Source organism: uncultured Chitinibacter sp. (assembly GCF_945957625.1).
In the GTDB taxonomy this organism is placed as follows: domain Bacteria; phylum Pseudomonadota; class Gammaproteobacteria; order Burkholderiales; family Chitinibacteraceae; genus Chitinibacter; species Chitinibacter tainanensis.
Genome location: NZ_CAMFLP010000001.1, coordinates 481,600 through 493,831, shown reverse-complemented (window position 1 = coordinate 493,831; position 12,232 = coordinate 481,600). Strand labels below are relative to the sequence as shown.

Sequence of the window (12,232 nt, the reverse complement as noted above, 5' to 3'; positions counted from 1 at the left end):
GCACCGCTACGAGTAGCCTAGGCAATCACAAACACATCGCCCGAACGAGCATCCATAGGTATACCCGGTAAACCCAAGGCAGATGAAAGCTGCAGCAACATACCTGCAGTAGCGCCCCAGATCAGTCTATCCTGCCAGCTTAAAAATAGCGCCTCACCCTGCTGCGTACCGCGCTGTACCCGCCGCCTGGCATAGTGCGCTGGATCAAGTGCAATCGAAAGGGGAATCTCAAATACATCGGCCACTTCATTGTGATCGGGTTGCGCCTGATACGCCGGATCAATCCCCGCCAGTACTGGCGTTACGCAATAGCCGCTGATGGTGTGATAGTGGCCCAATTGGCACCAGGGGGAGATATGCTGCGGATTGATACCCACTTCTTCCACCGTTTCGCGTAGCGCGGTGGCAATGCGGTCGTCATCTTGTGCTTCGACCCCGCCACCCGGAAAACTAATCTGGCCAGCATGCGCGGCTAAATGGGCGGCCCGTTGCGTAAGCAACAAGCTTAATTCCTCACGCAGCACCACCCCCACCAACACCGCCGCTGGCCGCTGCCCTTGTCGCGCCCCATCGCCAGCCGCTGGCCACGTCACCCCTTGCAGACGCCGCACAGCCCAAGCTTGAAAAGCCGTAGCCTCAGCGGGCCACATCATCCATCACCTTCGGGAGTTTCAGCTCGCGCCAATGCGCAAATAGCCGCAGGGCTAGCCCGGCAGCAAAGAGAAGCCACACCCAGCCCGCCGCGGTAAAGCCAGCCGACTGGGAAAAGTAAAACGCCAGTGCCACCAGAATCGACACAGTGCCATAAAAATCTTCATGCAAAATAAACGGCACATCATTCACCAGCATATCGCGTACCAAACCGCCGCCCACCGCAGTGACAAAGGCCAACACACAGACGCCAAACAGATTCACGCCCATCGACATCGCCACCTGCGCGCCCGCGATACTAAAGGCCACCAGCCCGATCGAATCGGCCACGATAAAAATTTTATTCAGTAGCCCCACATTCAGCCGATGCAGACGCACCAGCCAGGCCAGCCCCAGCGTGAGAAAGATTGTGAGAAACGGGCCATTATCGAGAAACACCCGCGGCAGTTGCGCCACCAGCACATCGCGAATCATGCCGCCGCCAATCGCGGTGAGCAGTGCCAAGATCACCACCCCAAGCAAATCAAACTGTTTTTTTGCGCCGATCAAATAACCCGAAATCGTGAACGATGCGGTACCAATCAAAAACAACCAAGTAAATTCAGGCAACTGCAAAATACACCTTTCCACACGGCCGACGGCCAAAACAACTTTTTTATGATTAAACGCTGAGCAGTTTAGCTTTGACCGCCGCACACAAGGTTTGCAGTACATCAAACGCCGGCGCGATGTCGCTTAGCTCGCTGCGCTTGGCTTGCATTTCAATATCTTTGCTTTGCTGAGCAATCCGCGTCGCCCCTAGCTGGCCAGCCGCGCCTTTGAGCTTGTGAGCAAAGCTGATAATTTGCCCCGCATCTTGCGCCGGAATAGCCTGCTGCAAGCCCTGCAAACACTCATCCAGCGTTGGGTAAAACAAGGCCAGCAATTCTTCGCGCATATCCATGCCCACCGCTTGCTCTAGGGATTGGAACATGGTCTCGATATCACGCAGCTCGTGGTCAACTTCATTTAACAAGGCAGTACTCATGATGTTCTCCGCACAGTCATGGCTGGTGGGTGATTTAATTTCATTATTCTGACAGCCAGATGATCATCTTAGCTGGCTTTGCCGCACTGCGCCAAGACGGGGAAAACCACACTAGTGAGCAGGGGCGCCCGTCTGCCCACGCACTCGGCCTGCTGCGGTATAATCGATCCATTTTTCGCAACAATTCTGGCCTGCCATGACTCGTAAAATCCTTGTCACTTCCGCTCTGCCTTACGCCAATGGGGCGATTCACATCGGCCATCTGGTGGAATATATTCAGACCGACATCTGGGTACGCTTTCAAAAATCTCGCGGTCACACCTGCCACTATGTCTGTGCAGATGACACCCATGGCACGCCCATCATGTTGCGCGCAGAGAAAGAAGGCATCAGCCCAGAAGCGCTGATTGCGCGGGTACATGGCGAACATTCACGGGATTTTGCCGGCTTTCACGTTGGTTTTGACAACTACTACAGCACCAATAGCGAAGAAAACCGCCACTTTGCCAGTACGATTTATCGCCAACTGAAAGACAATGGCAAGATCGTTAGCCGCACGATCAATCAGCTGTACGACCCCGTCAAAAACATGTTCCTGCCTGATCGCTTCGTAAAAGGCGAATGCCCGAAGTGTCATGCTAAAGATCAATACGGCGACAACTGTGAAGTCTGTGGCGCAACCTACAGCCCTACCGAACTGATCAACCCGTTCTCAGCCGTCTCTGGCGCTACACCCGAGCTACGCGAATCAGAGCACTATTTCTTCAAACTGGGCGATTGCGAATCTTTCCTCAAAGGCTGGACCACCACCCCGGGCAAACTGCAGGCCGAAGCCGCCAACAAAATGCAGGAATGGTTTGAATCTGGCCTGTCGGACTGGGATATCTCGCGCGACGCGCCGTATTTCGGCTTTGAAATCCCTGATGCGCCAGGCAAATATTTCTATGTATGGCTTGATGCGCCAGTGGGCTACATGGCCAGCCACAAAAACCTGTGCGATCGCCTTGGGCTGGATTTTGACGAGTACTGGAAAACAGACTCAAGCACCGAGCTGTACCACTTCATCGGTAAAGACATTCTGTATTTCCACGCCCTGTTCTGGCCGGCGATGCTGGAGTTTTCCGGCTACCGCACCCCGACAGCGATCAACACCCATGGCTTTTTGACCGTGGATGGCGCCAAGATGAGTAAATCGCGCGGCACCTTTATCACTGCCGAATCGTACCTCAACCACCTGAACCCAGAATGGCTGCGCTACTACTTTGCGGCGAAGCTCTCAAACACCTTTGAAGACATCGATCTGAACTTTGAAGACTTCACCGCGCGAGTGAACAGCGATTTGATCGGTAAATTTGTCAATATCGCCAGCCGGGCCGCCGGCTTTATCAGCAAGCGTTTTGCCGGCCAACTGGCCAGTGAATTAGGCCAGGTTGAGCTCTTAAACCGCTTGCAAGCCGCTAGCGAATCGATTGCCCAGCATTTCGAGGCGCGCGAATACAGCCGCGCTATCCGCGAAATCATGGCACTCACCGATGAAGTGAACCAGTTTGTTGATCAGCACAAACCATGGGAAATGGCCAAGCAAGAAGGCCGCGAGCAAGATCTGCAGCAGGTATGCAGCATTTTGATTAATGCCTTCCGCATTCTGACCATTTACCTGAAACCGGTATTGCCTAAACTGGCTAGCGATGTTGAAGCCTTCCTGAATGTAGCCCCGCTGCAATGGCAAGACGCGCAAAAGTTGCTCACCAACCACACCATCAATACCTACAACCATCTGATGACGCGGATTGACCCAAAACAGATCGAAGCCATGATCGAAGAAAACAAACAAGCCCTGCCCGCGCCAGCCGAAGCCCCAGCTGCGGCGCCAAGCTATGAGATCCCGGCCATCAGTGAAACCATCAGCATTGATGATTTCATGAAAGTGGATCTGCGCATTGCCCGCATTGCCAATGCCCAACACGTGGAAGGCGCAGAAAAACTGCTGCAGCTGACCCTCGATCTTGGCAATGAAACCCGCAATGTCTTTGCCGGCATCAAATCGGCCTACCAGCCGGAAGATCTGATCGGTAAACACACGGTGATGGTGGCCAATCTGGCCCCGCGCAAGATGAAATTCGGCCTCTCTGAAGGCATGGTACTGGCCGCCGGTGGCGATGGTGGCTTGTATATCCTCGAGCCGCACGATGGCGCCAAACCAGGTATGCGCGTGAAATAAGCACATGCCCTGAGCAAAAACGGCAAGGTCTCAACCTTGCCGTTTTTTTATGCCTACAATGCAATACAAATCCGCGGTAGGAATCACCATGAGCCACGCCATTCATTGCTTTGTTAGCGGCCACGTGCAGGGCGTTGGCTTTCGCTGGGCCACCTGCGTTGAGGCTGAACGCCTGCACCTCACCGGCTGGGTCCGCAATCGGCATGATGGCCGCGTTGAAGTCTGGGCCGAGGGCGATCCACATGATCTAGATGAACTGGCCGAATGGCTAGAAACCGGCCCGGAAGACGCGCGGGTTGATGACGTTAAGCGCCACCGGGTAAAAGCCAAAGGCTATTCTGCCTTTCACGAAATGATGACCGCCTAGGTATTGCCTGCCAAGCCAATACTATCAAGCGATACAGCCAGATACACCAGCCAGCAAGCCAATCACGCAAACTGCGCCCGCATCCACGTCAAATAAGCCTCACACTCGGCCGCACCAGCCGGCGGCGCCCAAGCCGCTAGCTCTGCTGGTGCCACCGGCACATAGGGCCCAGCTTTAGCTTCAAAGAATACACAGGGCGTTAAGGCCACCACGGCATGGAATGTGCCCGCCTCGATATTGATGCCAAATTGCTCACCCCCGGCGCGCAAATGATGCTTGGCTATCACCTGCCCATCCGGCGCAAAAATCAGTACGCCCAGCTCCCCTGCCAGCATCAACATGGATTCAGCCTTGGCGGGGTTCAGATGCCGGTGGGGCTGCACATAGGTGCCGGGCTGCAAGGCATTAGCCAGCCGATGACAGGCTGCATCATCACCGGCATGAAAATTCCGGTTTTTGCGTAAGCGCGGGCTAGCCGCAGCCTCTGCGAGCAAATCAGTCAGCAAGGTTTGATCAAGTAAGCTGTAGTGCGGCATCTATCGGCTCTGGGCAGGTTAAATGCCGTAATTAAACCACGATGCGCCCACGCTTTCAGCAGTGGCGACAAGCACGCCTTGGCGCAGCTATAATCGCAGCCTTGAATATTGCTACCGATTGCTGATCATGACGCTGCCAGATCCACGCCTGTATCCCCGAGTTAACCCGCAAAATCCGGTTATTCGCCAACTGATGTCGCTGCTCACCGAGCGTGAAGCTAGCCAAGTGGCGAGCAAACGCCAGGGGCTGCGCCAGCTGATCGCCGAATTGCTGGCCGCGCGTGATCACTATGGTTTGAATGGCGCGATTACTCAGGTGCCATCGCAAGAGGCGTGGTTTGAATTGTGGCAATGCATCCGCGATGAGGTTGAGCAATCCACCGCACCGCGGTACGCGATTCCGTTTGCGATTCCTGTCGTGCTGGTGGCTGGCTTAAAAGGCGAAACCACCTTACCAAGCGAAATCGATGGCGACAAAGCCTTGGCCATTTTGGGCGAGCATGGCGTTGTCGCCGCTGATGCCGATGTGTGGCTCTCGGGCGCTTTGCTGGATGCCAGCCTTTTGGCGGCCATCAACCCGGCGCAAGTGGCCGAATGGAAGGCCAATCTAAGCAGCTCCCGCGATTTTCCATTGGATTCGGCCGGCGCACCGATTGTGGTAAAAGACGAAATCGTTGCGCTGCGCTATTTGGTGGGTGTGGCGATGCAAAGCCAAGATGCCGCCCCAGCGATTAAGCTCGGTGGTAGCGTTGGCGCGTGGGGCATGCCATTTGCGCAATTGATTGGCGACGCCCTCAAAGCTGATGGCGTGACGCTGTTCCCCATTCCGCGCACGCCACTGAGCTGGCTGGCGGCACAAGATGCCGGCCGGGTCACCCAGCTGGAAACACGCCTGCAAGTAATGACCAGCAACGCGCTGCGCTCCATTCGCAGCAAAGGCCGCACGCCGGTAGTGACGGTGGCCGCGCACGAAAACGCCGAAATCCGGATTACATTCAGTAGCCAAGAAGACCCCGAGCGCTGGGAAGGCTATGTATGGCCACTTGCTGCCAATGACCAAGTAGCCTACATCGAGCAATATGTGACTGAACTGATGCGCGAATGCCGTGTTGAGCAAGTCAAAATCATCGGCAATGTGCAGCCCGTGCTCGACACCGATGGTCTGCCATTGTTTATTACCGCCCATAATCTGGGCTCGGCCATCGCCAGCATTCAATAATTGTCAGTGATTACCATGGGTGGCCTGCCTTGTGCTGCCGCCCTGTTCTGCCCCGCCAAGGAGCCTGCGCATGAGCTACTACCAACACCACGTGTTTTTCTGTCAAAACCAGCGCGAGCCGGGCGAGCGCCAAAGCTGTAATAGCTGTGGTGCCAGCGAGCTAGCCGCCTACGCCAAAGACCGGGTCAAAAGTCTGGGCCTGAGTGGCGAGGGCAAAGTGCGCATCAATAAAGCCGGCTGCCTGGATCGCTGCGAAGAAGGCCCGGTCATGGTGATCTACCCGGAGGAAACCTGGTACACCTATCTGGATAAATCCGACATCGACGAAATCATCGAGCAGCATCTGGTGCAAGGCCAAGTGGTTGAGCGCCTGAAGATTTAAGCCATACCCACACCCAGTATTAACAGCAAAGTATTTACATTCATGACCCAGAGCAACATACCCCGCAAGGCCGCCACATTTGAACTAATCCAAATTGCCGGCCCGGTCGGCACACTGGAATGCCTGAAGCTCGAATCCGCGTGGTCCAGCACCGTGGGTATCGCCTTGGTAGCCCACCCCAACCCGCTGGAAGGCGGCACTTTTAATAATAAAGTGGTGCATACGCTGGCCAAGACTTTGGCACGCTTGGGTTATGTGGTGTATTGCCCGAATCTGCGCGGCGTTGGTCACTCGGCCGGCACACACAGCCGAGGCGAGCATGAGCCCGACGACATGGCCGCAGTACTGGCGCACGCCCGTGCCGAAAACCCGGGCGTCACACGCCTCACGCTGGCCGGCTTCTCATTTGGCACCCTGGTGCAATCGCGCTTGCGCCAGCGACTGGCCGAGCATGAAGTCGAAGGCATGATTCTGATCGGCCCCGCCGTGAGCCGCTATGAATTCCCCACCGTACCCAAAGGCACTTTGGTCATACACGGCGAAGAAGACGAAGTCATCAGCCTGGCCGCAGTGCTAGATTGGGCGCGGCCACAGCAATTGCCCGTGCTGGTCGTACCTGGCGTCGGCCACTTCTTTCATGGCCGGCTCACCCAATTAGCCGAGCTGGTTGATAAAAACTGGCGTTTTTAAGCGATGGACACCCCACTCTACGCGGATTCGTGGCTCACTCTGGGCTGGTTTTGCTTAGCGTGGGGCTGTGTAGTGGCGCTGCGGCGCGAAGCCTGGCGCGCCATCCCGCAAGGCCAGCTCACCGGCTGGCTCGCGGCCTGCGTGCTGATTTTGCTCAGCTGGCAGCTAAAAGCCGAAATCCAGTCAGGCATTGCCTTTCATATCTTGGGCAGCGCCGCACTGATGCTGATTGCCGGCCCTTGGCGTGCCCTGCTGGGTATGGCCGTACTCTTCAGTCTGCAAGGGCTGTATGGGCATATACCCCTCGAGCGGATTGGCATTATCTGGACGCTGAAGGCGCTCATTCCCATTAGCCTCACCGCGCTCTTGCTGCACTGGGCGCAACGTAAATTACCGCTCAATTACTTTGTCTACATTTTTATCAATTGCTTTGCCGCCGCGGCGCTGAGCATGTGGGCCTTTGGCATCAGCCATGCCGTGGTGCTGACCACCTCCGGCAGTTATGGCGCAAGTTTCCTCCTCGAAGAAATCCTGCCGTATTACTTTTTAATGGGCTGGCCAGAAGGTTTTATCACCGGGCTGAATCTCACGCTCTTGGTAGTGTGGCAACCGCAGCTGATTAGCACCTTTGATGACAGAAAATATCTGCAAAAGCGGGATTAACTGCTAGATTTGAAGTAATTTTCCCGCTTGTCGATGTCATGCGCCGAATCCGCACCCACCTCAATCTGATTTTTGTGGTCATCCTGACGATGGCGCTGTCAATTTCCGGCGCCATTTCCTATTTGCGCACCGAGCAGCGCCTGGAAGAAGAGCTAAAAAGCTACGAGCAGCGCATGCGTCTGCGCATGGAAACCGTGGTGCCTGGCGTGCTGTGGAATTTCGATGATATTCAGCTTGCCCGAGTGCTGGATGCCGAGATGAGCTACGAAGCCATCACGACGCTGGAAGTCTATAACGGCGACTCTTTTCTCGATGGTCGCCAGCGCGGCCCTGATGGGCAAATCAATAAACTCGATCATGCCGTGCTCGAGAAAAATAGCCCAAGCTTTGCGCTTAATTTCAGCGGCGCCGAAAGCCAGAAAGTGCTGGGCCATGTGCGCTTTGAATCCAATCGTAAATTAATTCAGCAGCAATTGCGTGAGCAGGTATTAGAAAAAATCATCGAGATTATTATTCTCGATTTGCTGGTGGTGCTGGCCCTTTCGCGGTCGCTGCAGCAAATTGTGATTCGCCCACTGGCCTTGCTGCGGGATCGGATCAACCAGATCGCCGAGCGCGATATCAACTACAACAATATCGATCTGCCGCGTAATCCCTACCAGGAAATCGATGAAGTCTCGATTGGCTACAACCGCATTGCCCATCGCTTGCAAGATGATGTGGCCAATCTCTCGCGCACCGAAGCCCAAATGCGCCAAGCCAAGGAAGAAGCTGAGCTAGCCTTGCGGCAACTGCAAGAGGCACAAAAAAACCTGGTGCAATCCGAGAAAATGGCTTCGCTGGGTAGTCTGGTGGCCGGCATTGCGCATGAAATCAATACCCCGGTCGGCGTTATTCTGACCAGCGCCTCGGTCTTGCGCGATGAATCGGTGAAATTCCGCCAGATGATCGAAGACGGTCAAGTGAAAAAATCAGACGTGCTTAGCTACGGCGAAACCGCCGAACAATCCTCTAGCCTGATTCTGAGTAATGCCACCCGCGCCGCTGACCTAATCCAAAGCTTTAAACGCGTGGCGGTTGATCAGACTTCTGAAGTTAAACGCGATTTTGAGCTCAAAGCCTATCTGAACGAGATTTTGCTAAGCCTGCGCCCACTGACCAAACACGCGGCAGTGCAAATCGTGATTGATTGCCCCGATGAAATCAAAATCGATAGTTACCCCGGCGCTTTCTCGCAAATTTTGACCAATCTGCTGCAGAATGCGTTGCTGCATGCTTTTGGCCCCAATAACGAAACCGGCCGGCAAAATACAATTACGATTGCCGCGCATGAAGAAGCCGGCGAAACCGTGCTGAATTTCAGCGATAACGGCCAAGGGATCGCCGCCAATATCATTGATAAAGTATTTGACCCCTTCTTCACCACCAAACGCGCCAACGGCGGTAGCGGCCTGGGCCTCAATATCGTCTTTAATCTGGTGACCCAAACCTTGGGCGGCACGATCAAAGTCTTTTCGGATTTAGGCCTAGGAACGCGCTTTGAAATGCGCATTCCGACCCATGGGCATAAATAATCCCGCCCATCGGGCATGGTCAGGCTAGGGATTCTTGGGTATCCTTGCCGCCTTTCGCATCGCTTTTTTGATTCAGGCCCGCCATGACTGCTATTGCCGCCCAACCCTTTGCCCTCTTGGCGTATTGCCGCGCGGGTTTTGAACCCGATTGCGCTGAAGAGCTACAGGATGTGGCCAGCTGCGACGGGCAGATTGAAAAAGGGGCCGGCTGGGTACTTTTTACTCCCAAGAAAGCCAATCCTCGGGCGCTCAATAGCCTCATCCAGGCCAAGCTAATTTTTGCCCGCCAGAGCGTGCTGGTGCATGCGCGGCTCGAGCTTGGCAGCCGCGATCGGCTAACCCCCATCGTGGCCGCACTCAATGAATTGCAACAAGAGTTCTGCGACATCTGGCTGGAATACCCTGATACCAATGAAGGTAAATCGCTCTCCAGCTTCTGCCGTAAATTTGGCGATTATGTTCTCAAAGCCACCAGCGAACATGGCTGGATCGACAATCTGGGCGAGCAACGCCTGCATTTATTTTTCCCGCAGCAAAACGAAGTCTTTATCGCCAGCCGCCCGGCTAAAGAGACGGATTGGTTGTGCGGCATTCCGCGCCTACGCATGCCGGTGGATGCCCCTAGCCGCTCAACGCTGAAACTGCACGAAGCGATTTTGATGCTAGTGGATGAGCCCGAACGCAAATTCCGCGAAGGCATGACCGGCGTCGATTTGGGCGCGGCCCCAGGTGGCTGGACCTATCAGCTGGTGATGCGCGGCCTGAAGGTATTTGCCGTGGATAATGGCCCCATGAAAGGCAGTATGGAGCGCCATCATCAGGTCAAACACATTCGCGATGATGGGTTTAAATTCCGCCCGAAAAACCCGGTGGAATGGCTGGTGTGCGATATGGTGGAGCAGCCTATTCGCGTAGCCGAGCTGATTGCCAAATGGTTAGCCAGCGGCATGGCCCGGCGCACCATTTTCAACTTGAAGCTGCCAATGAAAAAACGCTATCTCGAAGTAAGTAAATGCCTGGCCCTGATTGAAGCCAAGCTGGAACAAGCCGGCATGCAGTGTCACTGGCGCGCCAAGCAGCTTTATCACGATCGGGAAGAAATCACCGTTTACTTGACGACAGCCCGCGATTAACCAAAAATCACGCCACCCTTTCAACTTACTGAATTGAGAAAAGCCATGTTTAAAGAGTTTCGTGAATTTGCCATGCGTGGCAATGTGATTGATCTGGCGGTCGGCGTGGTGATCGGCGCGGCCTTTGGCAAGATCGTCGATTCGCTGGTTAAAGATATCATCATGCCACCAATTGGTTATCTGGTAGGCAAAGTCGATTTCAGCAATATGTTTGTGACTTTGGTGAACGGCAGCAAAGTAGCTGGTCCTTACGAGACATTGAAAGCTGCGCAAGATGCTGGTGCGGTGACGCTTAATTTTGGTCTGTTTATCAATAGCATGATCAGCTTTGTGATTGTGGCGTTTGCTATTTTCCTGGTGGTGAAAGCCATGAATAAACTACGCCGCGAAACCCCACCAGCACCACCTGCGCCGGAAGTAACGCCTGAAGACATCGTGCTGCTGCGCGAGATTCGGGATGCGCTGAAAAACAAATAAGCCACAGCATCCAATTACCGCTGCTGAATAAACAAAAACCCGCCTGTGGCGGGTTTTTGTTTATGGCTAGCCCAGATACCCAGCTGGGTATCTATCGCTATTAGCGCTCCAGACACATTGCTACGCCCATACCCCCACCGATACACAGGGTAGCCAGGCCTTTTTTGGCATCACGATGGACCATTTCATGCACCAGAGTGACCAACACGCGGCAGCCTGAGGCGCCAATCGGATGGCCAAGCGCGATCGCGCCACCGTTGACATTCACTTTATCCAGATCCCATTGCAGTTCGCGCGCCACGCCCAGTGCTTGTGCAGCAAAGGCTTCGTTGGCTTCGATCAGATCCAGATCAGCGATGCTCCAACCAGCTTTAGCCAAAGCTTTTTGCGTGGCCGATACCGGGCCCATGCCCATAATGCTTGGGTCCAGACCGGTGCTAGCAGCCGCTTTGATGCTCGCTAGCACCGGCAGATTCAGCTCAGCCGCTTTAGCACGGCTCATCAGCAAGACGGCAGCGGCACCATCATTGATACCCGAGGCATTACCGGCCGTCACTGTGCCTTCTTTATCAAAGGCAGCGCGCAATTTGGCCAGTGATTCAGCGGTAGTGCCGGGTTTTACAAATTCATCACTCGCAAATACCAGCGGGTCGCCTTTCTTTTGCGGGATGACTACGGGCACGATTTCCGCGGCAAATTTGCCGGCAGCTTGCGCAGCCGCAGCTTTTTGCTGCGAAGCCAAGGCCAGCGCATCTTGCTCTTCACGGCTGATGCCATATTTTTTGGCGATGTTTTCCGCGGTGACGCCCATGTGATAGCCCTGATATACGTCAGTCAGGCCATCGTACACCATGCTATCGACGAGGCTGGCGTTGCCCATCCGGAAACCATCGCGGCTGCCATTGAGCAGATGCGGGCTGGCCGACATATTTTCTTGGCCACCAGCAATCACGATCTCGGCATCGCCCGCCAAAATCGCTTGCACACCCAAGGCCACAGCTTTGAGGCCCGAGCCGCAAACCTGATTGATGGTCAAGCCAGGTACTGCATCTGGCAAGCCAGCTTTGCGCACAGCTTGGCGGGCCGGATTTTGGCCCAGCCCGGCGGTCAGCACATTGCCCAGAATGACTTCTGACACCTGCTCACCAGCCACGCCAGTTTTTTCCAGCAAGGCACGAATAACAGTCGCGCCCAGTTCTGGCGCTGGCACTTTGGCCAAAGCGCCGGCAAAATTGCCCAGCGCTGTCCGAGCGGCCGCAACGATAACAACTTCGGTCATGGTATCTTCCTTT

General features: G+C 55.0%; 14 protein-coding genes. 9 read left to right on the top strand and 5 right to left on the bottom strand.

The window, feature by feature from the left end; all coding sequences use genetic code 11:
* Positions 1-17 precede the first annotated feature (17 nt).
* From QV747_RS02290 to QV747_RS02280, 3 genes are read right to left on the bottom strand one after another with little or no spacing between them, the layout of a single operon-like run.
* A complete protein-coding gene (locus QV747_RS02290) occupies positions 18-653 on the bottom strand; it encodes a CoA pyrophosphatase (RefSeq protein ID WP_273428806.1) in 636 nt (211 codons plus the stop codon).
* Positions 637-1,260, bottom strand: coding sequence for a trimeric intracellular cation channel family protein (locus QV747_RS02285; RefSeq protein ID WP_034618910.1), 624 nt, complete (start codon positions 1,258-1,260; stop codon positions 637-639). Before QV747_RS02285 ends, QV747_RS02290 begins: the two co-directional genes overlap by 17 nt.
* 52 nt (positions 1,261-1,312) lie before the next feature.
* Positions 1,313-1,678, bottom strand: a complete 366-nt coding sequence (locus QV747_RS02280) for an Hpt domain-containing protein (protein ID WP_028449006.1) — start codon at positions 1,676-1,678, stop codon at positions 1,313-1,315.
* Positions 1,679-1,874: 196 nt separating this feature from the next.
* On the opposite strand from QV747_RS02280, the gene metG reads away from it, so the two are divergent.
* Both metG and QV747_RS02270 read left to right on the top strand, forming a co-directional pair.
* Positions 1,875-3,899 (top strand): methionine--tRNA ligase, encoded by a 2,025-nt coding sequence (gene metG / locus QV747_RS02275; RefSeq protein WP_273428802.1) that lies wholly within the window; start codon positions 1,875-1,877, stop codon positions 3,897-3,899.
* 88 nt (positions 3,900-3,987) lie between these two features.
* Positions 3,988-4,266, top strand: a complete 279-nt coding sequence (locus QV747_RS02270; protein ID WP_028449004.1) for an acylphosphatase — start codon at positions 3,988-3,990, stop codon at positions 4,264-4,266.
* Between the two features lie 62 nt (positions 4,267-4,328).
* Here QV747_RS02270 and QV747_RS02265 read toward each other — a convergent pair whose 3' ends face one another.
* Complete coding sequence (locus QV747_RS02265; protein ID WP_273428800.1) at positions 4,329-4,802, bottom strand: WbuC family cupin fold metalloprotein; 474 nt, start codon at positions 4,800-4,802, stop codon at positions 4,329-4,331.
* Between the two features lie 127 nt (positions 4,803-4,929).
* Between QV747_RS02265 and QV747_RS02260 the strand changes: the two genes are divergently transcribed.
* From QV747_RS02260 to mscL, 7 genes are all read left to right on the top strand, one after another.
* Positions 4,930-6,021 (top strand): hypothetical protein, encoded by a 1,092-nt coding sequence (locus QV747_RS02260; RefSeq protein WP_273428798.1) that lies wholly within the window; start codon positions 4,930-4,932, stop codon positions 6,019-6,021.
* Between the two features lie 70 nt (positions 6,022-6,091).
* Positions 6,092-6,403, top strand: coding sequence for a ferredoxin (locus QV747_RS02255; protein ID WP_273428796.1), 312 nt, complete (start codon positions 6,092-6,094; stop codon positions 6,401-6,403).
* Positions 6,404-6,445: 42 nt separating this feature from the next.
* Positions 6,446-7,093 (top strand): alpha/beta hydrolase, encoded by a 648-nt coding sequence (locus QV747_RS02250; RefSeq protein ID WP_273428794.1) that lies wholly within the window; start codon positions 6,446-6,448, stop codon positions 7,091-7,093.
* Between the two features lie 3 nt (positions 7,094-7,096).
* Entirely contained in the window at positions 7,097-7,756 is a 660-nt protein-coding gene (locus QV747_RS02245; protein ID WP_273428792.1) for an energy-coupling factor ABC transporter permease, read from the top strand.
* A gap of 38 nt (positions 7,757-7,794) precedes the next feature.
* On the top strand, positions 7,795-9,330 hold the full coding sequence (locus QV747_RS02240) for a sensor histidine kinase (RefSeq protein ID WP_273428790.1): 1,536 nt from the start codon (positions 7,795-7,797) through the stop codon (positions 9,328-9,330).
* Positions 9,331-9,413: 83 nt separating this feature from the next.
* A complete protein-coding gene (rlmM, locus tag QV747_RS02235) occupies positions 9,414-10,463 on the top strand; it encodes a 23S rRNA (cytidine(2498)-2'-O)-methyltransferase RlmM (protein WP_047393729.1) in 1,050 nt (349 codons plus the stop codon).
* Positions 10,464-10,508: 45 nt separating this feature from the next.
* The gene (gene mscL, locus QV747_RS02230) at positions 10,509-10,940 is read left to right on the top strand and encodes a large conductance mechanosensitive channel protein MscL (protein WP_273428787.1); all 432 of its coding nucleotides are present in this window, start codon (positions 10,509-10,511) and stop codon (positions 10,938-10,940) included.
* Between the two features lie 100 nt (positions 10,941-11,040).
* On the opposite strand, the gene QV747_RS02225 is transcribed toward mscL, so the two are convergent.
* On the bottom strand, positions 11,041-12,219 hold the full coding sequence (locus QV747_RS02225; protein ID WP_273428785.1) for an acetyl-CoA C-acetyltransferase: 1,179 nt from the start codon (positions 12,217-12,219) through the stop codon (positions 11,041-11,043).
* Positions 12,220-12,232: the final 13 nt, after the last annotated feature.